At 53.7% G+C, this 21,910-nt stretch carries 23 protein-coding genes; 4 read left to right on the top strand and 19 right to left on the bottom strand.

Annotation, left to right across the window (positions count from 1 at the left end):
• Window positions 1–138: 138 nt before the first annotated feature.
• A complete protein-coding gene (dtpA, locus tag ACTU3N_RS11050; protein ID WP_443086175.1) occupies window positions 139–1,641 on the bottom strand; it encodes a dipeptide/tripeptide permease DtpA in 1,503 nt (500 codons plus the stop codon).
• A 720-nt stretch (window positions 1,642–2,361) separates the two neighbouring features.
• Between dtpA and ACTU3N_RS11045 the strand changes: the two genes are divergently transcribed.
• The gene (locus ACTU3N_RS11045) at window positions 2,362–2,787 is read left to right on the top strand and encodes a CopD family protein (RefSeq protein WP_443086174.1); all 426 of its coding nucleotides are present in this window, start codon (window positions 2,362–2,364) and stop codon (window positions 2,785–2,787) included.
• A gap of 3 nt (window positions 2,788–2,790) precedes the next feature.
• On the opposite strand, the gene nth is transcribed toward ACTU3N_RS11045, so the two are convergent.
• The 10 genes from nth to blr all read right to left on the bottom strand — a co-directional run bounded on the left by nth (window position 2,791) and on the right by blr (window position 10,192).
• Window positions 2,791–3,426: an endonuclease III gene (nth, locus tag ACTU3N_RS11040; protein ID WP_443086173.1), complete on the bottom strand. Its 636-nt coding sequence runs from the start codon at window positions 3,424–3,426 to the stop codon at window positions 2,791–2,793.
• Window positions 3,426–4,115 carry an electron transport complex subunit E gene (locus ACTU3N_RS11035; RefSeq protein ID WP_443086172.1) on the bottom strand — a complete coding sequence of 230 codons (690 nt, stop codon included), beginning with the start codon at window positions 4,113–4,115 and terminating at the stop codon, window positions 3,426–3,428. The genes nth and ACTU3N_RS11035 overlap by 1 nt, the downstream gene beginning before the upstream one ends.
• A 3-nt stretch (window positions 4,116–4,118) precedes the next feature.
• Window positions 4,119–4,739, bottom strand: coding sequence for an electron transport complex subunit RsxG (gene rsxG, locus ACTU3N_RS11030; protein ID WP_443086171.1), 621 nt, complete (start codon window positions 4,737–4,739; stop codon window positions 4,119–4,121).
• Between the two features lie 9 nt (window positions 4,740–4,748).
• The gene (gene rsxD / locus ACTU3N_RS11025; RefSeq protein WP_443086170.1) at window positions 4,749–5,801 is read right to left on the bottom strand and encodes an electron transport complex subunit RsxD; all 1,053 of its coding nucleotides are present in this window, start codon (window positions 5,799–5,801) and stop codon (window positions 4,749–4,751) included.
• Window positions 5,802–7,850: an electron transport complex subunit RsxC gene (gene rsxC, locus ACTU3N_RS11020; protein WP_443086169.1), complete on the bottom strand. Its 2,049-nt coding sequence runs from the start codon at window positions 7,848–7,850 to the stop codon at window positions 5,802–5,804.
• Window positions 7,843–8,421 carry an electron transport complex subunit RsxB gene (gene rsxB / locus ACTU3N_RS11015; protein WP_443086168.1) on the bottom strand — a complete coding sequence of 193 codons (579 nt, stop codon included), beginning with the start codon at window positions 8,419–8,421 and terminating at the stop codon, window positions 7,843–7,845. Before rsxB ends, rsxC begins: the two co-directional genes overlap by 8 nt.
• A complete protein-coding gene (gene rsxA, locus ACTU3N_RS11010) occupies window positions 8,421–9,002 on the bottom strand; it encodes an electron transport complex subunit RsxA (protein WP_443086167.1) in 582 nt (193 codons plus the stop codon). Before rsxA ends, rsxB begins: the two co-directional genes overlap by 1 nt.
• Before the next feature lie 77 nt (window positions 9,003–9,079).
• Window positions 9,080–9,520, bottom strand: coding sequence for a DUF2569 domain-containing protein (locus tag ACTU3N_RS11005; RefSeq protein WP_443086166.1), 441 nt, complete (start codon window positions 9,518–9,520; stop codon window positions 9,080–9,082).
• Window positions 9,521–9,607: 87 nt separating this feature from the next.
• Window positions 9,608–9,823 carry a transcription modulator YdgT gene (ydgT, locus tag ACTU3N_RS11000; RefSeq protein ID WP_443086165.1) on the bottom strand — a complete coding sequence of 72 codons (216 nt, stop codon included), beginning with the start codon at window positions 9,821–9,823 and terminating at the stop codon, window positions 9,608–9,610.
• A 231-nt stretch (window positions 9,824–10,054) separates the two neighbouring features.
• Window positions 10,055–10,192 carry a division septum protein Blr gene (blr, locus tag ACTU3N_RS10995; protein ID WP_443086164.1) on the bottom strand — a complete coding sequence of 46 codons (138 nt, stop codon included), beginning with the start codon at window positions 10,190–10,192 and terminating at the stop codon, window positions 10,055–10,057.
• Between the two features lie 208 nt (window positions 10,193–10,400).
• On the opposite strand from blr, the gene ACTU3N_RS10990 reads away from it, so the two are divergent.
• Window positions 10,401–11,441, top strand: coding sequence for an oxidoreductase (locus tag ACTU3N_RS10990; RefSeq protein WP_443086163.1), 1,041 nt, complete (start codon window positions 10,401–10,403; stop codon window positions 11,439–11,441).
• A gap of 37 nt (window positions 11,442–11,478) precedes the next feature.
• On the opposite strand, the gene add is transcribed toward ACTU3N_RS10990, so the two are convergent.
• The 3 genes from add to malX form a co-directional block, all read right to left on the bottom strand.
• Window positions 11,479–12,474 (bottom strand): adenosine deaminase, encoded by a 996-nt coding sequence (gene add / locus ACTU3N_RS10985; protein ID WP_443086162.1) that lies wholly within the window; start codon window positions 12,472–12,474, stop codon window positions 11,479–11,481.
• A 98-nt stretch (window positions 12,475–12,572) separates the two neighbouring features.
• Window positions 12,573–13,757 (bottom strand): MalY/PatB family protein, encoded by a 1,185-nt coding sequence (locus tag ACTU3N_RS10980; RefSeq protein WP_443086161.1) that lies wholly within the window; start codon window positions 13,755–13,757, stop codon window positions 12,573–12,575.
• On the bottom strand, window positions 13,758–15,353 hold the full coding sequence (malX, locus tag ACTU3N_RS10975; RefSeq protein WP_443086160.1) for a maltose/glucose-specific PTS transporter subunit IIBC: 1,596 nt from the start codon (window positions 15,351–15,353) through the stop codon (window positions 13,758–13,760). It lies immediately after the preceding gene.
• A 279-nt stretch (window positions 15,354–15,632) separates the two neighbouring features.
• Between malX and ACTU3N_RS10970 the strand changes: the two genes are divergently transcribed.
• The gene (locus tag ACTU3N_RS10970; RefSeq protein ID WP_443086159.1) at window positions 15,633–15,881 is read left to right on the top strand and encodes a biofilm development regulator YmgB/AriR family protein; all 249 of its coding nucleotides are present in this window, start codon (window positions 15,633–15,635) and stop codon (window positions 15,879–15,881) included.
• 70 nt (window positions 15,882–15,951) lie between these two features.
• On the opposite strand, the gene ACTU3N_RS10965 is transcribed toward ACTU3N_RS10970, so the two are convergent.
• From ACTU3N_RS10965 to manA, 5 genes are all read right to left on the bottom strand, one after another.
• On the bottom strand, window positions 15,952–16,164 hold the full coding sequence (locus ACTU3N_RS10965; protein WP_443086158.1) for a hypothetical protein: 213 nt from the start codon (window positions 16,162–16,164) through the stop codon (window positions 15,952–15,954).
• 167 nt (window positions 16,165–16,331) lie between these two features.
• Window positions 16,332–16,634 carry a hypothetical protein gene (locus ACTU3N_RS10960; protein ID WP_443086157.1) on the bottom strand — a complete coding sequence of 101 codons (303 nt, stop codon included), beginning with the start codon at window positions 16,632–16,634 and terminating at the stop codon, window positions 16,332–16,334.
• A 46-nt stretch (window positions 16,635–16,680) separates the two neighbouring features.
• A complete protein-coding gene (locus ACTU3N_RS10955) occupies window positions 16,681–16,971 on the bottom strand; it encodes a hypothetical protein (RefSeq protein ID WP_443086156.1) in 291 nt (96 codons plus the stop codon).
• Between the two features lie 192 nt (window positions 16,972–17,163).
• Entirely contained in the window at window positions 17,164–18,690 is a 1,527-nt protein-coding gene (locus ACTU3N_RS10950; protein WP_443086155.1) for a YdgA family protein, read from the bottom strand.
• A gap of 102 nt (window positions 18,691–18,792) precedes the next feature.
• Window positions 18,793–19,965, bottom strand: a complete 1,173-nt coding sequence (gene manA / locus ACTU3N_RS10945) for a mannose-6-phosphate isomerase (RefSeq protein WP_443086154.1) — start codon at window positions 19,963–19,965, stop codon at window positions 18,793–18,795.
• A 198-nt stretch (window positions 19,966–20,163) separates the two neighbouring features.
• On the opposite strand from manA, the gene fumA reads away from it, so the two are divergent.
• Window positions 20,164–21,810, top strand: coding sequence for a class I fumarate hydratase FumA (fumA, locus tag ACTU3N_RS10940; protein WP_443086153.1), 1,647 nt, complete (start codon window positions 20,164–20,166; stop codon window positions 21,808–21,810).
• Window positions 21,811–21,910 lie beyond the last annotated feature (100 nt).

The following is a 21,910-nucleotide window of genomic DNA, read 5'->3' as shown; positions in this document are numbered from 1 at the left end:
AAAAGAATCTGTGGCAATTTATAACCATGAACGGCCACATCTGGCCCTGAAATACAAAACGCCTGATGATGTTCATCAGGCGTTTTACAGGCGGAAGAGTGTCAACCTATATCAGGACTAGTCAGTTTCCCGCGCAGATTAAGCGGTGGCGGTTTTGGTTGCGTCGCTGGCTGGCGTGTCGCCAAGCGTCATGCGGTTCAGCTTCGGCGCGCTTATCAGCATCAGCACGGCAATCACCGCAGTGACGATACCAATTTGCAGGAAGACGCTGCCGTAGACATTCAGAGACATCAGCGGGTCGGTGACATTTTCCGGGATAGCCATCTGGTTTGCGACATAACCGGCAATAATGTTTGCACCGGCGGTGGTCAGGAACCAGCTCCCCATAATAAAGCCCATCAGGCGCTGCGGAACCAGCTGTGCGACCATTGCCAGACCGAGGCCGGAAATCATCAGCTCACCGATACTTTGCAGGCCGTAGCTTGCAATAAGCCAGCTCACAGAAACAATACCGGCATCGGACGCAAATTTCGTACCCAGTGGCAGAATAAGGAACGCACCTGAGCAGAGCACCATACCGATGGCGAATTTATGCGGCATCGGCAGCGTATCGCCCATTTTGTTATAGATAGCGGCCAGAATCGGGCTACCAATAATAATCCAGAACGGGTTCAGCGCCTGATACTGCTCCGGCTCGAAAGCAATGCCCAGCAGCGTGTGCTCGACGTTGCGAATCGCAAAGAAGTTCAGGGACGTTGGCATCTGGCTGTAGAGCACGAAAAAGACGATCGCCTGTACCATCAGGATAAAGGCCACGATCATTTTACGACGCGCCGCACCTTTCAGGGCGAAGGTTTCTTTCGCGAAGATGCAGATAATGCCCAGCGCTACCACGCCCAGTACCATGCGTGCGATACCCTGGTTGTGCAGCAGCCAGGTTGCGATGGCAACAAGCGCCACAACACCTACGATAGTCGCCAGCAGGTAGCTCATGCGGATCGGCTCAAAGTCAGGTTTTGAACCGTGATCTTTCACCCAGCGTTTGCAGAAGGCAAAGTTAACGATGGTGATAACAAGGCCCACCACGCTCAGACCGAACGCGGTACTCCAGCCGAAACGCGCAGCCAGCCACGGCGTTGCCAGCATTGAGAAGAAGGAGCCGACGTTCACCGCCATGTAATACATGGTGAATGCGCCATCGAGACGCGGATCGTCTTTCGCATAGCAGGTTGAAAGCAGCGAGGAGGGGTTGGCTTTAAACAGACCGTTACCCACAGCAATCGCGGCCATACCCATATAGACCACACCCGCATCGTGACCGGACCAGGCCACCAGCGCATAACCGATTGCCAGCACAATAGCGCCCAGCATGATAACGCGTTTAGTCCCCAGCACTTTATCGCCCAGCCAGCCGCCAATGGCAACCAGACCATAGACCAGCGCGCTGAAGGAAGAAAACAGAGTAATAGAGTCCGCTTCTGACATACCCAGCTGTTTGACCAGGTAGACAGCCATAATCCCTTGCAGGCCGTAGTAACCAAAACGTTCCCATAATTCGATCGAGAAAATCAGGTAGAACGCTTTAGGTTGTTTGAAAGCGTTCAGACTCACGCTTTCAGTTGGTTTGTTTGCAGTTGACACATGTACCTCTTTTTTTACATCCCATATTAACGGGGGTGTTGGGTGCGCGATGATTCAGACTCATTACGCTTATAGTTATAGTTGGAGGGGAAACGGCAGGTAATATTCCCTGGCCTGACCTTTCAGGCAAGTCTTTAGAAATATTCTGTTACATAGATCCAGTCCGGAACAATGCTCGGCGAATTTATTTGTTATTCAGAGTTAAATTTTATCTTCTCAACAATCATGGATTTTTCATCTGTTACCGACCGGTGTTTTCGCGGCTTAAGACTGATGTTCTGCTGTTTTGCGCAAAAACCAGATTATTGGACTGGATTATTTAAGCATTCTGGTTATATGTCCCGTAAATAAATGTATAAACTTTGTTCTGCGGCAGTTATTTTTTCGAAAATTCATCATTTGTTAACAATGCATTAGCACGATTGACATAAGTGCCGGTGATTAGGATTTTTTTCGTATAAAAAAAGCTTCTGCCTTATTAAATACGCATAAGCAGATGATAATGTGTTCAATCGAAGGATTTGCACCACAAGATTTGCTTCTCAGGCGAATAATCAGAGTTGTGAGTAACGTCACGTGCTTTAGCGCCGAAAAATCAGTCCCTTTGCGCTGAGTTACACTCTGTTTTGCCATTTTTCTATAAAAAAACACGCATTGTTCATGACAGCCTGCGGCGAGGCTGGCAGACTGCTGCCAGTTCTTTTACTCATGGAGACAATTATGAACTTTCATCCGTGGCTCAATGCGTTACATATTATCGCGGCCATTGTCTGGACAGGCGGCATGCTGGTGATGGCGGTGGTTGCGGGCTGGAGTGCAGCTCAGGTCGATAAAACCGTTGCGGTTGGCCTGGTAAAAGATGTTCGCAGCTGGAGCCGCAGAGTGACCAGCCCGGCGATGCTCCTGCTGTGGATTGCGGGAATCGTCATGATCCTCGCCCATGGCCAGTGGCCACACGGCTGGCTGATAGTGAAAATCGCGGTGGTGATACTGCTCAGCGGGCTTCACGGCTTTTTATCTGCCACGCTGCGGCGCATGGCGGGCAATGAAGCGGTGAAAGGGGCGGGGGTTATCAGCAAGGCCACCGCGCTGATTATTGTGGCGGTGGCGGTGATTATCTTGCTTGCGGTGATGCGCCCGTTCTGATGCTCAGACGTCCACCTTGTCCTCATACTCACACAAATCTTCGATAATGCAGGAGCCGCAGCGCGGTTTACGGGCGATGCAGGTGTATCGCCCGTGCAGAATCAGCCAGTGATGGCAGTCCACTTTAAATTCAGCCGGAACGACCTTCAAAAGCTTCTCTTCCACCTGTTCGACATTTTTACCCGGCGCAAAATGGGTACGGTTGGCAACGCGAAAAATATGCGTATCCACCGCGATGGTCGGCCAGCCGAACGCCGTGTTGAGCACCACGTTTGCCGTCTTACGGCCCACGCCGGGCAGCGCCTCCAGCGCCGCTCTGTCTTCCGGGACTTCGCCGCCATGCTTTTCCAGTAAGATGCGGCAGGTTTTAATGACATTCTCCGCTTTGCTGTTATAAAGGCCAATGGTTTTGATGTACTGTTTGACGCCTTCCACGCCCAGCGCCAGCATCGCTTCTGGCGTGTTCGCTACCGGATAAAGCAAGGCGGTGGCTTTGTTCACGCTGACGTCGGTCGCCTGGGCGGAGAGCAGCACCGCGATCAGCAGCTCAAACGGTGAGCTAAAATTCAGCTCTGTCGTTGGATGTGGGTTATTGGCCCGCAGGCGGGTGAGAATTTCCAGTCGTTTTGCTTTGTTCATCAGGCCTTCCCGGGCACGCTGTCGCTGATAACCGCTTGTGCTGCTTCGCGGCGTTTTTTCATCCGTTGATCGATAAGATACTTCACCGCCAGCATCATGCCGAGGCCAATAAAGGCGCCTGGCGGCAGCATCGCCAGCAAAAAGGGCGTATCGGTGTGAAACACTTCAATGCGCAAAGCTTTGGCCCAGTTACCGAGCAAACCATCTGCACCATCGAACAGCGTGCCGTTACCCAGTATTTCGCGCAGCGAGCCGAGCACGAACATCGCGCTGGTGGCGCCCAGACCAATAGAAAACCCGTCCAGCGCGGAAAGCGCCGGGCCTTTCTTTGCCGCAAACGCTTCGGCACGGCCAACCACAATACAGTTAGTGACAATCAGCGGAATAAAAATCCCCAGCGACTGATAAAGACCGTAGGCGTAGGCATTAATCAGCATCTGTACGGCGCTGACCACCGAGGCGATAATCATCACATAAATAGGAATGCGGATCTCCGGCGGAGTCCAGCGGCGCAGGGCAGAAACAAACAGGTTGGTTAACGTCAGCACCAGCGTCGTGGCAAGCCCCAGCCCCAGCGCATTGGTTGCGGTAGAGGTGACCGCCAGCAGCGGGCATAAACCCAGCAGTTGCACAAGGGCGGAGTTATTTTTCCACAGCCCCTGGACTACGATATCTTTGACTTCGTTCATCGCTTATTCACCACAAACAGGTAGATGAGGAAGCTGCTCAGGCAGCGTCATGGCGTAGATACCGGTTCGCTTGACCGCGTTGACTACCGCGCGCGGCGTAATGGTCGCGCCGGTAAACTGGTCAAAGTCGCCACCATCTTTTTTTACCGCGAAATGGCTGTCTGCCGGGCCGTTGATCTTTTTCCCGGCAAACCCTGTTATCCAGTCCGAGATGCGTAAATCTATCTTATCTCCCAGCCCAGGCGTTTCGTGATGCTCTATCACGCGCGCGCCGAGAATCGTGCCGCTGAAATCCGCACCGACCAGCAGCTGGATGGCCCCTGAATAGCCGTCCGGCGCGGTTGTTTCAATCACCGCAGCGACCGGTTTGTCATCCTTTCTGGCTATCCATAAATGGTGCGTACCCTTACCGAGCGCAGGATCGCTCACCAGATAGCAACTCTGTTGCAATGCATTATTATAACTGTCGCCAGCAATGACCTGATCGAACAGCGCTTTTTGTTGCAACGATGCCTGCTCGGCAATGGTTGTTTTCGTTAACTGATTAACGGCTGCCGTCAGCCCGGTCGCACCGGCGGCGAACAACGCCAGCGTGACTCCGTGTTTGCGCATGGTTTTTAGCATGACGACTCCTTAACGATGCCCGTACGCGCGCGGGCGCGTGTAGTAGTCAATAAGCGGCACGGTGATGTTTGCCAGTAATACGGCGAAGGCAACACCGTCCGGGTAGCCGCCAAAGCTGCGGATAAGCCACACCAGCACCCCGGCCAGGGCGCCAAAAATCAGGCGGCCTTTATTGGTGGTGGAGGCGGTGACCGGATCGGTAAGGATAAAGAATGCGCCAAGCATGGTTGCCCCGGAGAGCAGATGCAGCTGCGGTGCCGCCAGCGATTCGGGCGAGACTACCCAGCCAAGTGTTGCGCAAACGGCCAGCGCAAGCAGGAAACTGACCGGGATATGCCAGCGAATTGCTTTTTGCCAGAGCAGAAACACGCCGCCGAGCAGATAGCCTAAGTTAACCCACTGCCAGCCAGCACCCGCCAGCACACCGCTGTAAATAGGGTACTGGAGGATCTGCGCGACCGAATGCCCGGCATGCTGCGCTGTTTTAAAGGTATCAAGCGGTGTGGCCTGGCTGATGCCGTCGATACCGATGCGCAAGCTTTCCAGCGTGCCGCCATTGCTTGTGTGGCCGCTAAAGATAATCTGGACGGCATCCATAAATCCCGGCACGGTGCGGGCGATTTCAAACGGCGGAAGCCAGCTTGTCATCTGTACCGGAAAAGAGATAAGCAACACTACATAGCCAATCATCGCCGGGTTAAAAGGGTTGTGGCCTAATCCGCCATAGAGCTGCTTGGCGATGATGACCGCGAAAAGCGTGCCCAGAACCACCATCCACCAGGGCGCGAAAGAGGGGATACTGATTGCCAGCAGCAAACCGGTTAACAGTGCTGAGTTGTCGGCGAGGATGCGCGCGACAGGTTGTTTGCGCAACTTCAGGATCAGCGCTTCACCCGCCAGCGCACTGGCAGAGGCGAGGAGGATTTGTATCAGCGTTCCCCAGCCAAAAAACCACAGCTGCGCGGCGATACCCGGCAGGGTTGCCAGCACGACCAGCAGCATAATCCGTGATGTCTGGCGCTGGTTATGGGTGTAGGGAGAACTTGCAATTCTGAAAACCATTTAATCCTCGTTAACGGCTTGCTGCGCGGCCTTTCTGGCCTGAACTCTGGCGATTGCATCGGCGACGGCGGCTTTGCGCGGGTCGTCGTTGGCGGCCTGCAGGGCGGGCGATTGTTCTGCCTGGGCTAATTTACGTGCTTTGGCGCGGGCAATCGCAGCTTCAACGGCGGCCTTGCGCGGATCGACTGGGGCGTCCTGCGAAGCCTCAGCGGGTTGCGCGTCCTCTGCCTGTGCCGCTTTACGTGCTTTAGCGCGGGCGATAGCGGCTTCAACGGCTGCTTTGCGCGGATCGACCGGAGCGTCCTGCGAAGCCTCAGCGGGTTGCGCATCTTCTGCCTGGGCTAATTTACGAGCTTTGGCGCGGGCGATAGCGGCTTCAACGGCCGCTTTGCGCGGATCGCTGCTTTCACTGACCGTTTGCGCTTTTTCTGCCTGGCGCGCGCGCGCCTGCGCTTTACGCGCTTCGCGGGCGGCAATCGCTTCGCTGTTATCTGGCTGCGCGCCGGCTTTAATCTCTACCGGCTGTGTTGCCGTAGCCTGTTTTTCCCGCACACGAGCAAGCGCGGCTTCAATGGCCTGCTGATCTTTTGGCGCAGGCTGCGCAGCGGCTTGTTTATGGCGCTCCTGACGGGCAAGTTTATCGCGCTCAAGGCGCGCCTGACGCGCTTCGAAACGTGCTTTGGCCTCGGCGGCGCGCTTTTCTTCCTCGGCAATCGCAGAAATCTCCGCCTTCTCCTGGCGGAAATACTGCACCAGCGGGATATTGCTTGGGCAAACCCATGCGCAGGCGCCGCACTCGATACAATCAGAAAGATTATACGCGGTCGCTTTATCGTGCTGCTGACCTTTACTGAACCAGTACAGCTGTTGCGGCAGCAAATCCGCCGGGCAGGCATCAGCACAGGCGCTGCAACGAATGCAGCCTTTTTCTTCCTGCGGCTCGCCCATTTCGCTGGCCGAGGGAGCAAGCAGGCAGTTGGTGATTTTCACCACCGGCACATCCAGGAACGGCAGGGTAAAGCCCATCAACGGGCCGCCCATGATGACCAGCTGCTCAGATGACGGGCAGAAACCGGCAAAATCCAGCAGATGGCGCACTGGCGTACCCAGGCGCGCCCAGACGTTACCCGGCTGCGCAATGGCCTCGCCGGTGACCGTCACCACGCGTTCTGTCAGCGGCTCGCCGTCGATGACCGCGCGTTTTACTGCATAGGCCGTCCCGACGTTTTGCATCAGCACGCCAATATCGGAAGAGCGCCCGCCGTGCGGCACCTGCTTGCCGGTCAGGATCTGGGTAAGCTGCTTTGCGCCACCGGAGGGGTATTTCGTCGGGATCACCCGCAGTTGAATATCATGGCTGTCGGCCAGCACCGCACGCATCATTGAAATCGCTTGCGGTTTATTATCTTCGATACCGATAAGCACCTGGCGCGGTTGCAGGACATGCGCCAGAATGCGCACGCCCTCCATAATTTGCCAGGCGCAATCCTGCATTAGCCTGTCGTCGGCGGTGATATAGGGTTCGCATTCGGCGGCATTAATAATGAGCGTGTCGATTTTATCTCCACCGCCCTGTAACTTCCTGGCCGTCGGGAAACCCGCGCCGCCCAGCCCGGCAACGCCGTACTGATGAATGCGTTCGATCAGCGCTTCACGGCTGCGGGCGCGGTAATCCTGCCAGCCTTCGCGCTCAATCCAGCGGTCTTCGCCATCCGCTTCAATGATGACGCTCATCTCCGGCAGCGCCGAAGGGTGCGCAGTAGAGTGGGGGGCAATAGCGGTGATCGTGCCGGATGTGGGGGCATGCACGGGCAGCATACGACCACGGCCGCGCGTCAGAGGCTGCCCGCGCAGGACGCTGTCGCCCACTTTCACGCACAGCTCGCCTTCATCGCCGAGATGCTGTTTTAACGGGATGACAAAACGCTTCGCCAGCGGCATATGGCGCAGTGGCGTCCCGTTAGACTGGGTCTTCATTTCCGGCGGATGGATACCGCCGTTAAAATCCCACAGTTTGTCTTTACGAAAAGCGGAGAATAACTTAAGCATGTTGTTCCACAGCAATAATGCGCACAGGAATGGTCTGCAAATCCCACTTCCAGCTGTTGGTCGTGGTTTCCACCGGACGCATATCAATGCACCGCGTCGGGCACGGATCGACACAAAGGTTACACCCGGTGCAGAGGTCACTCACCACCGTGTGCATGGCGCGGGTCGCGCCGATAATGGCATCAACCGGGCAGGCCTGAATACATTTGGTACAACCGATGCAGTTGTCTTCATCAATAACGGCCAGCATACGTACTGGCGCGAGAACCTCATCGTCACCCTCGATAGTCTGCGGATCGACGTTTAACAACCCGGCGATTTTCAGCATCACCGCTTCGCCGCCCGGGGCGCAGCGGTTTATTTTCTCGCCCTGCGTGCCGACGGCCTCAGCATAGGGGCGGCAGCCAGGGTAGCCGCACTGACCACACTGGCTTTGCGGTAGCACGTCATCAATTTTTTCAACAACCGGATCGTCTTCCACCGCAAAACGGCGGGAGGCATAACCGAGAATGATGCCAAAGAGCAGCCCGAGCACGCTGAGGGCGGCGATGGCTATCCATATTGCATTCATTACAGTTTCACCAGACCACTAAAGCCCATAAAGGCCAGAGACATTAAGCCCGCGGTAATTAACGCGATCGCATTGCCGCGAAAAGGGGCAGGGACGTCGGCAACGGCCAGACGCTCGCGGATTGCCGCGAACAGCACCATCACCAGAGAGAATCCAACAGCGGCGGAAAAACCATATAACGCCGACTGCATAAGATTGTGCCCAAGGTTAATATTGAGCAAGGCCACACCCAGCACCGCGCAGTTGGTGGTGATCAGCGGCAAAAAAATCCCCAGCAGCCGGTAAAGCGCCGGGCTGGTTTTACGCACCACCATTTCGGTGAACTGCACCACCACAGCGATGACAAGAATAAACGCCAGCGTACGCAGATAGACTAAATCCAGCGGGATCAGAACCCAGGTGTCAATTAGCCACGCGCAGACGGAGGCCAGCGTCAGCACGAAGGTTGTCGCCAGCCCCATTCCCATTGCGGTTTCCAGCTTTTTGGAAACGCCCATAAACGGACACAGGCCAAGAAACTTCACCAGCACGAAGTTATTGACCAGTACCGTTCCGATAAATAGCAGTAAATAGTCTGTCATTAGATGGCCTGAAATAAAAAAGCCGCCTATTATCGGTCAAATGGCACCGGGCGACAACAGGATAACTGTAAGGTTATTTATGGGTTGATGAACGTTTTTTTAACGCGCGCAGAGCGCTTGAAATAAGGAACCATCAACGCGGCAGCAAGCAGCGGAAACAGCAGCTGGCGTAAGGCCATTTCGTCAGAAATTGGTGAAAAAGCAAACGATTTTACCGCCAGCAGCACCGAAATTAGCAGCCAGATGATGTAATGCTTCGGTACGCTGCGGCGACGTTTGAAGAACGCAATCACCAACCACAGGGTGTAATACCAGATAGCGATGGCAAAGGCGAATGACACCAGCCACATCACCAGATCTTTTGTCGGTTGTGCGGTGAGCGCTGTTAACATTTGCGGCGTCGCGAGGGTTCCGGCAAAGAGCACTAATGCCAGCGAGGTACTTAATAACGCCATCAGCAACCAGGCCAGAGGGCCAAGTAACCAGCCTCCGATTCTTTCTGCAGATGTTGTTGTCATCGTTATTCCCCGGTTCAGGCATTAATGCAGCCAGTTTATTGCGTCGGGCGACGAGTATAAAGCATTACACGATGAATACCAGAGGCGTTATTGCACATAATGCCAGACAGATTTAGGAACGCACCCAATGTCAAACAGACGACCGCCGGAGACCAGCTCGGCGCGGCGATGATCGGCGGCGCGATACATGTTAATGATCTCTTCGTTATCGGTTAGCGTGTAGTTAAGGTGATCAAACAATTTTTCCAGACTTTCAAGAGAACTGATTTTACGAAATTTTAATAAATATTCCTGAACGGTCATTTTGAAGGTTATCCGTAATTAATTAAAAAAGCTAAATTACATTTAGTGTATTTCGAGCGGATAATAAACATTATTCTCTGCACGTAAATAGCGCAAAATGCTTTGGGTTTAAATTAAGAGTTTTCTTTATGAATGAAACCAGACACTGCAACGGTTTATGGTGAAGAAGATTAACGCTCTTCTTCACCAATGACAATAAGCGGTTACTTTTTAAATTTAACTATTTTCACATTATTTCTTTTGCAAAATAACGCCTGGTTCTGGTAGCTGATAATTATCAATATGGCTGGCGAAAATCAAAAGCACTGTTGACACAACAAGCACTATCCAGCCCATTAATTCAATGACCCGATTAATGATTGCGGACATACTTCTACTACTCCTTGTTTCTGATCCACATTAGTAACCGACCTCTTTCATTATTGATAAGAGACCGGTTACTTATTATATGCGAAATAACCACGTCAGGAATAGTGTCTGGCCGTTATTCATTCATATCGATAATAAAATCAGCAAAAGATTGTCGCTTTTCGCCAGATAGTGTGAAATAGGTTATCCAACCAAGGGAGACCGCTGTATGAATGAGAGTATTCGAGTCGGACTACTGGGTTATGGTTATGCCAGTAAAACGTTCCACGCGCCGCTGATTGCCGGTACGCCGGGAATGACGCTGGCCGCTATTTCCAGCAGCGATGAAGCGAAAGTGAAAGCGGACTGGCCCGCTGTGCCGGTTGTCTCTGAACCTAAACATCTGTTTAACGATCCGCAAATCGATTTGGTGGTGATCCCGACACCCAACGATACCCACTTTCCGCTGGCGAAAGCGGCGCTGGAAGCCGGAAAACATGTGGTCGTTGATAAGCCTTTCACCGTGACACTGTCACAAGCTCGCGAGTTAGCCTCGCTCGCCCGCGCCCATGGGCGTGTGCTTTCGGTGTTCCATAACCGGCGCTGGGACAGTGATTTTCTGACGCTGAAAGCATTACTGGCTGAGGGTGCGCTGGGTGAAGTGGCTTATTTTGAGTCACATTTTGACCGCTATCGTCCTCAGGTGCGTAACCGCTGGCGCGAGCAGGCTGGGCCGGGAAGCGGCATCTGGTACGATCTTGCCCCGCATTTGCTTGATCAAGCCGTGAATCTGTTCGGGTTACCGGTATCATTGACGGTGGATTTAGCACAGCTGCGCCCCGGTGCGCAGGCGACGGACTATTTCCATGCGGTGCTTTCTTATCCTCAGCGCCGTGTTGTGCTTCATGGCACCATGCTGGCGCCGGCGGAAACCGCGCGTTTTATCGTGCACGGCTCCAGAGGGAGCTATGTGAAATATGGTCTGGACCCGCAGGAAGAGTGCCTGAAAAATGGCGCCCGTTTGCCGCAGGAAGACTGGGGCTATGATATGCGTGATGGTGTTTTAACGCGCGTCGAAGGTGAAGAGCGGGTCGAAGAGTCCTGGTTAACGCTGCCGGGTAACTATCCGGCTTACTATGCGGCTATCCGCGATGCGCTCAACGGTGTTGGGGAAAACCCGGTACCGGCGAGCCAGGCGATTCAGATAATGGAACTGATAGAACTGGGCATTGAATCCGCAAAACACCGCGCAACGCTCAGCCTGACCTGATAAGTCTGCCGCTCACCGACGGTGAGCGGCGTTTTACTTACGCTACTTTCGCCCGCAGCGCCTGCTTTTCTTCGTTACTGAGAAACGCCATTTCCAGACCGTTGATTTGTGCCTGGCGAATGTGCTGGCGGCTCAACCCGGCGGCCGGGGCCGCAACCTGGTACTCGTACCCAATTTCAACACCCTGAACAGCAGGATCGTCGGTATTAATGCTGGCCAGAATACCGTGGTCAAGGAAAGTCCGCAGCGGATGGCGCGAAAACGCAGGAACCGTGCTGGTCTGGATATTTGATGTCAGGCAGGATTCGATACCAATACGCTGTTCGGCAAGAAAATCCATCAGCGCCGGATCGTCTACGGCTTTCACGCCGTGACCAATACGCTCGGCACCCAGCTCGCGGATAGCCTGCCAGATGCTTTCTGGCCCGGCGGCTTCGCCCGCATGTACGGTGATACGCAGGCCCGCATCCCGCGCACGGTTAAAGTGCGAAAGGAATAAACTGCCGGGGAAACCAAGCTCATCGCCAGCCAGGTCCAGCGCGGTAATACCGTCGCGGTGGGCGAGGAGCGCATCCAGTTCCTGCAGGCAGGCGGCTTCACCAAAGGTGCGGCTCATAATACCAATCAGACGTGCTTCGACGCCAAAGTCGCGGCTTCCTTCACGCACGCCAGCAATGACAGCTTCAACCACACCCGCGATCGGCAGTTTATGTGCCATGGCCATATAACCAGGCGAAAAGCGCAGCTCGACATAATGCAGGCCATTATTTGCCGCATCATGCATGTTTTCGTAAGCCACGCGGCGGCAGGCATCCAGCGAGGCGAGGACTTTGACGCCCCAGTCCAGTTTGGCCAGAAAGCTGACCAGATCCGGCTCAAGCGACGTGACCTGCACGTGTGGGCGCAGTTCTTCAAGCGTTTGTGCAGGCAAGGGGATATTAAACTCACGGCCAAGATCCAGGATTGTTTGCGCACGGATGTTGCCGTCGAGGTGGCGGTGGATATCAGTTAAAGGCAGGTTTTGATCGATCATGGGCGCACTCTGTGTTTTGTTAAAGTGCGTCCTATTATAAAAAGAAACGGCGGCAAAAAGCTATGTTGCGCCCAGGTTTCTGCGAAAGCGTAAGGTTTTTAAAGCACTGCGTGGATAGCGCGGATTAATTTTTTCACCCCTTGTTCAACTTTCACCCGCGGGCAGCCCACGTTCAGGCGAATAAAACCTGCGCCTTCGGGTCCATAGACTTCTCCACGCATAATCGCGACGCGTTCCTGCTCAATAAGGACTTTTTGTAAAGCCGTTTCATCTATTCGTAGCGGGCGTAAATCTATCCAGGCCAGATAGGTGGATTGCGGAACCTGCCAGCGCAGCGCCGGAAAGGCGCTATTCAGTTTATGAGCGACATAGCAAAGATTGGCGTGCAGATAACTACGCAGAGCATCCAGCCATTCACCTCCTTCGCGGTAGGCCGCAATATGCGCAACCACCGCCAGCACTGCCGGAGAGGAGAGACCGTTGGCGTTTTTTAAGGCCGCCAGCCAGTGATTGCGTGAAGGTTCGTCTGCGATAACGCCCCACGCGCCGGTAAGGGCAGGGATATTGAAACTCTTGGACGCCGAGGTAAACAGCGCCCACGGGCCGCGCGCCACCTTACTCCAGGGCGTATGCGGATGCGCGCTCCAGACCATATCCATATGGATCTCATCGCTTATCACCTTCACCTGGTATCGCTCGCACAGTGCGGCCATGGTGGTGAGTTCGTCATGCGTCCAGACTTTGCCGGTCGGGTTCTGCGGGCTGCACAACAGCAAAATTTTGCTTTGCGGGCGCGCCAGCACCTCTTCCAGTTGCGCCATATCACAGTACCAGCCAGTGTCGCTTTGCTTTAAAGGAACAGACAACTGCTGGCGCTGATTACCGGTAATCATTTTGCTGAACGCGTCATAGGCAGGGGTATGTACCACCACACTGTCACCTGGCTGTGACCACTGGCGGATAAGCTCAGCAATCATCCAGATAACCGAGGGGCCATAAACGACAGTTTGCCAGTCGACAGCGGTCGCGAAGCGCTGCTGCATCCAGAAGTCGATGGCAGAGAGGAAGTCATCATTTTTCCAGCGGCTGTAGCCCAGCACCCCATGGTTCAGCCACTGTTTTATCGCAGCGATAACGCAGGGCGCGGTGGCAAAATCCATATCGGAAATGGTGAAAGGTAACAGGTCGGCCTGACCAAAACGATCGGCCACAAAATCCCACTGGGTGCACCAGGTGCCGTGGCGATCGATAACTGTGTCAAAATCAAAAAGTGCTTTTATCATTTATCCCGCCTCCGGCAGCGGCGCACTGTGCATGAGTTGTTCCATCTCATCTTTCACCGATTGTACCTGCGTGCCAATCACCACCTGCAAATCATGGTCGTTAACCTTTATAACGCCAAGCGCCTGGTGCGCTTTTAGCGCATCCACATCCACTTGCGCCATCGTTTTAACTGATAAGCGCAAGCGGGTGATGCAGTTATCCAGCGAGACAATATTTTCTGCACCGCCCAGCGCGTGCAACAATGCCGGCACATTATAACCCGTCTGGCCGACCGCTGCCGCTGGCGACGCATCACTGGCGTCACTATCACGACCCGGTGTTTTCAGATTGAAGTGCACAATAGCAAAACGAAACAGCGCGTAATAAACAACAAACCAGAGCGCGGCGACGACCGGGACCAGATACCATTTGGTTGCCATACCGTGCAGCACGCCAAAAACAATAAAATCGATAACGTTGCCGTCAGTATTCCCGATTGTCACGCCGAGCACTGCCATGGCGGTAAAACCAAGACCGGTCAGCAAGGCGTGAAATAAGTAGAGTACCGGGGCGACAAAAAGAAACAGAAACTCAATAGGTTCGGTTGTTCCGCCGACCACGCAGGCAATCACGCCGGAAATCATTAACCCTTTTATTTTATGGCGATTTTCCGGCCTGGCACAGTGATACATGGCCAGCGCGGCACCCGGCAGCCCGCCGAGAAACGCGGGCATTTTCCCCTGAGAGAGAAAACGCGTGGCGCTTTCGGCGAAACCGTGCGTCTGCGGGCAGCTCAGTTGCGCCTGGAAAATGGTCAACGCGCCGTTCACCGTATGCCCGCACACCTCCATCGTTCCGCCCGCTTCAGTAAAGCGGATCAGCGCCACCAGAATATGTTGCAGGCCAAAGGGCAAAAGCAACCGCTCGCCGGTGCCGAAAATCATCGGTCCAAAATCACCAGCGCTGTCGATAAGCTGCCCAAGCGCCCCGATCCCCTTTGCAAACCAGGGCCAGATCAGAGGAATGGCCAGACCAATAATTCCCATCACCACGCTGGTGACAATTGGCACAGAGCGCGTACCGCCAAAAAAAGCCAGCGCGTCCGGCAGGCGCAACCTGTGAAAACGCTCATGGAGACGCCAGATAATTATCCCGGCGATGACCGCACCCAGAATGCCGGTATCTATTGACTGGATACCCAGCACGCTTTGCACATTATGCATTTTTAACGTCTGCGCATCGCCGTCGGGCAAAATACCGTTCGCGGTCAGCCAGACGTTTACCGCAAGGTTCATCACCGTAAAGCCAACAAAACCGGCGAAGGCAGCGACGCCTTTATCTTCACGCGCCAGCCCCAGCGGTATCGCAATACAAAACATCACCGGTAAAAAGCTGAAGGCAAAGGAGCCGATTTTGCTCATCCACACAAAAACCGCCTGCAAAGCCGGGTGAGCCAGCACGGGTAAAAGCGTAATAACATCGCGACTGCTTAAGGAACTGCCGATGCCGAGCATAATCCCGCAAAAGGAGAGCAGGGCCACCGGCAGCATAAAGGTTTTGCCTAACTGCTGAAAAAAAGACCAGAGGCTGGTTTTTTGTGGATTTCTCCCGGTCATAAAAACCTCACATAAAGGTGCTTAGGCCAAACGCTATAGCCTAAACGTTTCACCAGGATTTTTGCGCGAGCGAGTGCACGGAATAAAAACATGCGTTAATTACGTCAGATCAATAAGATAAATCCGCTCCGTACGACAGAATATTCAGACCGGCTTTCGATAAAAAAAATTCATGGAAGGTATTGCAGGATAAAGGCTCACTGTCTATTTTTAATGACGAATTTGAACCCTCCCACCATTTTTGCGGAGGCCGGGCTCTCTTTGATATCCAGGACTATTATGCAGACGACAACGACCGAAGAACAACTGAACGCTTATTTCGGCAGCAAGGCGCAGGCTTATGAAGCTGAAAAGAAAGTGCTCAACGACCTTATGCATAACCTCAGGTTAAAACAGCCGGAGGTCAGCAATAAACATCTCATACTGGCCTTAATTAGTCTGCTGGAAACAGAAGATGACGTTGTAAAGCTGGATATTTATCGCAGTGCGCTAGAAATGGTTGTGCAAAAAACGCCCGACGATCTTTAATTTCTAAGGATTGAAATGAAAAATGCCTTCCATGCGGAAGGCGTTTTTTTAGCAACCAGCGATAGCTGATTCAGGCCGGGTGGGTGATTTTGTCCATCACCAGCAAACGGGCGGCCTCATAAATCTTTTTCTGGCGCGGATGGGCTGACATGATCCCCTGGGCACGCAGTACCATAATAAGATTGCTTGCTTTAACGGGCATCTGAGAATTCATGAGATAAGTGGCGGCTAAACCAATTGCCTCATGGATCTCTTCGGGCTGAACTTGCTCATCGTCGTTCAATTACACTCCCGGGATATGGGGTGGCGAATCAGGCTTCTATGGCCAACAGACCAATCAAATTCACCGGGCATTTATAAGAACATGCAAAGCAAGTCTGAATAGAAGAGCGTATCTTTCAGGTCCGGTAGCGAACGCCAGACCGGGTGAGTCACACAGGAAGCGTACTGTTAATGCTTCCTGGCTTTATTATCCATAACAGGGCCGGTAAGCGGGAGGTGGCTGCTGAGGCGGTTAACCTGCAGGCTACCTTTTGATCTCCGGGACAGAGGGGGTTGAGTTTTATAATGATGGACTCCGTTAATCGCGGTCTGGAATGCCTTACGCCGCGCCGTATCTGTTTCATCCAGCATATACTCTTGCAACTGACCGATTAACGCGTCGAAAGACACATCATCGTCAGATTCCAGAAGGGCAAGAACCGCTTCTCCCATGACTGAATCTACAAGTTTGTCTGTCTCATTTTTACTCATTCTGCCTCTCAAAAGTTGCTTCATGGGACGTAAAAATAGCTGCCCATTATGCATTTTCGCGATCGGTCACGGGTCCCGTTGCGCACGGTGACATCACAGATGATTTTTTTTTACCCAACAGCAAAGCAAGAAGTTCGCAATAATGGGCTTCAAGCAATGGATCGATTGAGTCATCAATACGTGCTGCCAGTTTAACACAAATGCTTTGTCGACTGACGTTTTGCTTTTCGTGCAGCATCTCGATCACGACAGCCCCTAACGTTTCTTCATAAGCAGTAGCATTCCCTTGCAGGGAAAACAGACTCCTTCCAACGCCATTATCACGGGTACCTTGCACAACTGCCCTCACTTAAACAGGATTGACGTTAAACTCAGGAACATCCTGCGCAGGTCGAAGGGACAATGCATCTTAGCGTCCCGCGCTTTGCGGACTAATAATAACTGAAATCAATCAGTCATATTACCCGGCCAGCGTTGTTCTGCCATTCTTTTTTTAGATGATGATAGCCCCCCGCAGGGGGCGTAACGATTAAGGTTGTGGGAATGGCGTGACCGACGGAGCGCTTGGCTGCGGTTGTGGCTGCGGCAGCATAAAACCAAACAGGCCGATAAACTGCTCCAGCGGCATTTTCTCGCCGTTAAGCGTCACCTGGCCGTTGGCATACTGAAGCGTGGAGGTGACGTTATTATCCTCCACCGAGGTCAGATGGAACATTTTGCCCATCGCGGCAAAACCTTTTACCTGCTGAGATGCCAGTTTCTGCGCATCCCCCTGCTGATAACCTTCTATCCTTGCGACCTGAGTCATCAGTTCCGTCGCCATATCCATCGGGATAATCAGTTTGCTGTCGAGTGATTTCACCGAACGATCCACTTCCTCTGACAGGGTTTGCGGCGCGGTGGTTGCTGTCGACGGGTCGCGTAAAAACAGCGACAGATTAAAGGTGGACTCGCCTTTGGCGTTTTTCCAGCTTAGCGGCGCGATGGTGATGACCGGATCGCCTTTGAGCAACAGGGGCACGGCGCTGAGGAACGCTTCGGTAGCACGCTGCTGGTAAAGCTCAGGGTTTTGCATCACCTCAGGTTGCGCCAGCAGCGCGCGGGTCCGCTCGTTATATTGCTGGCTGAACTGATGCCACGCGTTGCCATCAATCTGACCGACTTTTAGCGTCAGTTTGCCGCTGCCAAATTCCTGCCCCTGGATTTTTGCGCTGCCCAGCGTGTAATCCAGCTGGCTATTGATATGCTTTTTATCGTCGGCAACGTCAGACTTAGCATTTAAATCCATCCCTTCCAGTACCGCTAACTCTTTATTTTCAATGGCGATAGCAAGCTTATCCAGGCGCATTTGCTGCTTGCCCACGCGCTCATCAAACGGTGACAGCTCGGTAGCGCCCTCGGTCTTCAGATTATTAAAGGTGAGCCGTACCTTCTGGCCGTACTCATTGACTGCTTCGATGAGTGCGCTCTCTACCTCGCCGTCCAGCGACACGGCATTGCCGTCTTTGTCTGCTTTCAGGCGGAACTCACCGCCGCTAAAAGCGACTTTTTCGCCGTTTTTATCTGAGTTAAGCGGGCGCAGCGTGATATCGCTTTGCGTGTCGCCGCCATAGCCAATCCGCGTGTCGGCATAAAACGGCGAGCTGCCTTGCGCAATATCAAACAGCGGCTTGCTGACATCGTTATTAACCAGCGTGGTGTGCACAGAGGCCATCGCCGGGATCAGGTTTAATGATTTAAGTTGCGCAAGCGGGAAGGGGCCATGGTCGACTTTTTCATGCAGCACAACGCTCTGCCCCTGCTTCAGCCACGGACTTTCGCTTCCGGCAACATTCTTTACCTGCACGGTAAACTGGCTGGAAAAGACGCCGCGCTGATAATCCTGGGTGGTAAGCTCAAGGTTAGCCTGCGGGGCATTGCGCTTGATTTGCGCATTCGCCTCACTCACCATCTGCGCCATACGGCCTTCGAGCTGTTTCCCCGTATACCAGGCCCCTGCGGTCCAGACGACACCCAGCGCAACAATAATTCCTGCGGCAACAAGCGTTTTTTTCATAGTGTTTATCCATAAATGAAACAGGCGGTATAAACCGCCCGGAGAATTGATTCGCTTACATAAAGCTTAGCAATGCTTGTTAAAAAATACAGTTACTTAGTCTTACTTATTGTATACGCGCGCCACACGCCCCGTGCCGCTTACGGCCACCGGTGATTCAGCGGCAGAAATAAACGCAGATTCCCCTGGTTTTAACACCAGACGCTCGTCACCTTTACTCAGCACAGCTTCGCCTTCCACACAAAATACAATGGCGGCGCTGTTTTGCGCGAGGGCGGTTTCGGCTGCACTCAGCGCATGCAGCGAGAAGGCAAAGTCATCCACCGGGATGGGGAAATCCAGCTCGCTGCCGTTTTGCACCGGTTGGGTCAGCAGCTCATCAGCCGGTTTCGGCGTGAATTTAACGTTCGCCACCAGCTCAGGAATATCAATATATTTCGGCGTCAGCCCGGCGCGCAGCACGTTGTCCGAGTTCGCCATCACTTCCAGCGCCACTCCCTGCAAATACGCATGCGGCGTTTCGGCAAACAGGAACATGGCCTCGCCTGGATTCAGTTTCACCACATTAAGCAGCAGCGGTGAGAACAGGCCGCTGTCCTGCGGGTAAAACTCCGCGATGGTGCGAATGGTCTGCCAGGGTTCACCCGTGTGGCTATCGAGTGCAGATTTCAGCACCGCCAGCGCGCGGGATTTCTCTTCACCCTGCATATTTAAAAGCGCAGCAAACAGCTCACGCAGGCGATCCGCGCCCGGTGCCTGCAAGAAATGCGCGATAGCCGGATGTGCCCCGGCCACCGGTTGCAGCAACGACACAATGTCGGCGAACTCACGAAACGCATTCATCGCCAAAAAGGGCGTCAGCGCGAACACCAGCTCAGGCTTATGGTTGGGATCTTTATAATTACGTTCTGCGGCATCAAGTGCGATACCTGCCGCGTTCTCTTTGGCAAAGCCAATTTCTGAGTTTTTCTTATTCGGATGCACCTGGATGGAGAGCGGCTGATCGGCGCAGAGCACCTTAAACAGAAACGGTAACTCACCGAAACGCGCAGCGACCGCCTCGCCCAGCAGGCGGTTTTTATCCGCATCGATTATCTCGCGAAGCGGGCGGGTTTGCCCGCTGGCATCAACGACTTTTGAGCTGCTCTTCGGGTGGGCACCCATCCATAACTCGGCCATCGGCAGGTTATCCGGATTGGCAACGCCATAGAGATCCGTTAACGCAGTTTTACTTCCCCAGGCATAGTTCTGCACTGAGTTGATTAGCTTTTGCATTATCAAGCCCTTCCATTTGTCGAAATCATGGCGTCATTAAAGCAATAAAGCGGGCTGATGTAACCTGCGGGACTAAAAAGTCGTACTAGTCTCAGTTTTTGTTAAAAAATTGTGTAGGATAGAAGGACTCGCTTTACCAGAGGGCAGAAGGAATTGCTGCCTGTAAAATAACCAGACTGTGCCGTAAGTGAGAGCAAAATGTCGAACAAACCCTTCTATTATCAGGAACCTTTCCCGCTTGGGAAGGATGAGACCGAATACTATCTGCTCAGCCGCGACTATGTTTCAACCGCGCAATTTGACGGGCAGGAGATCCTTAAAGTTGACCCGCAGGCGCTAACGTTACTGGCGCAGCATGCCTTCCACGATGCTTCGTTTTTGCTGCGCCCGGCGCACCAGCAGCAGGTTGCCGATATTCTGAGCGATCCTGAGGCAAGCGAAAACGACAAATACGTGGCGCTGCAATTTTTGCGCAACTCTGAGATTGCCGCCAAAGGCATTTTGCCGACCTGCCAGGATACGGGGACGGCGATCATCATGGGTAAAAAAGGCCAGCGCGTGTGGACCGGCGGCAAAGATGAAGCAGCGCTGGCGCAGGGCATCTACAACACCTATCAGCAGGATAATCTGCGCTATTCGCAGAACGCCGCGCTGGATATGTACAAAGAGGTCAACACCGGCAGCAACCTGCCTGCGCAAATCGATCTCTACAGTGTGGATGGCGACGAATACAAATTTCTGTTTATCGCCAAAGGCGGCGGTTCCGCGAACAAAACCTACCTCTATCAGGAAACTAAAGCCCTGCTCAGCCCGGGCAAACTGAAAAACTACCTGGTTGAGAAGATGCGCACCCTCGGCACCGCCGCCTGCCCGCCATACCATATCGCCTTTGTGATTGGCGGCACGTCCGCAGAAGCGACGCTGAAAACGGTAAAACTGGCGTCAACGAAATATTACGACGCGCTGCCAACAGAGGGCAACGAGCACGGCCAGGCTTTCCGCGATGTGCAACTGGAGCAAGAGCTGCTGCAGGAGGCGCGAAACCTGGGGCTAGGCGCGCAGTTTGGCGGCAAATACTTTGCCCATGATGTGCGTGTGATCCGCCTGCCGCGCCACGGCGCGTCCTGCCCGGTGGGCATGGGCGTTTCCTGCTCGGCTGACCGCAATATCAAAGGGAAGATTAACCGCGACGGCATCTGGCTGGAAAAACTCGAACAAAATCCGGGCAAATACATTCCACCCGCGCTGCGCCAGGCGGGCGAAGGCGAGGCGGTGAAGGTGGATCTGAACCGCCCGATGAGCGAAATCCTTGCCCAGCTAACGCGCTACCCGGTCTCCACGCGCCTGTCGCTCTCGGGAACCATTATCGTTGCCCGCGATATTGCTCATGCGAAGCTTAAAGAGCTGATGGACAGCGGCGAGCATCTGCCGCAGTACGTAAAAGATCACCCAATTTACTACGCAGGCCCGGCGAAAACGCCGGAAGGGTACGCTTCCGGTTCGCTGGGGCCGACCACCGCCGGGCGTATGGACTCCTATGTGGATCAGCTGCAGGCCAACGGCGGCAGCATGATTATGCTGGCGAAAGGCAACCGCAGCCAGCAGGTGACGGATGCCTGCCATAAGCATGGTGGCTTCTATCTTGGCAGCATCGGCGGCCCGGCGGCGATCCTCGCGCAAAACAGTATCAAGAGCCTGGAGTGCGTGGCGTATCCTGAGCTGGGGATGGAGGCTATCTGGAAAATTGAGGTGGAAGATTTCCCGGCGTTTATCCTTGTGGATGACAAAGGCAACGATTTCTTCGCGCAAATCCAGTCAGGGCAGTGCGCCCGCTGTGTGAAATAAGCAAAAGGGCCGTGATGGCCCTTTTTGCCGTTTGATGCCTCTCAATAAGCGCAGCACGTAATTAAAAGCGCAAAAGAAGAGAACACTACTTACACTTATT

This window comes from Vagococcus sp. WN89Y (genome assembly GCF_052220145.1).
Taxonomy (GTDB): domain Bacteria; phylum Pseudomonadota; class Gammaproteobacteria; order Enterobacterales; family Enterobacteriaceae; genus Kosakonia.
The sequence above is the reverse complement of the archived record's forward strand: the minus strand, read 5'-3'. Positions and strand labels throughout refer to the sequence as shown.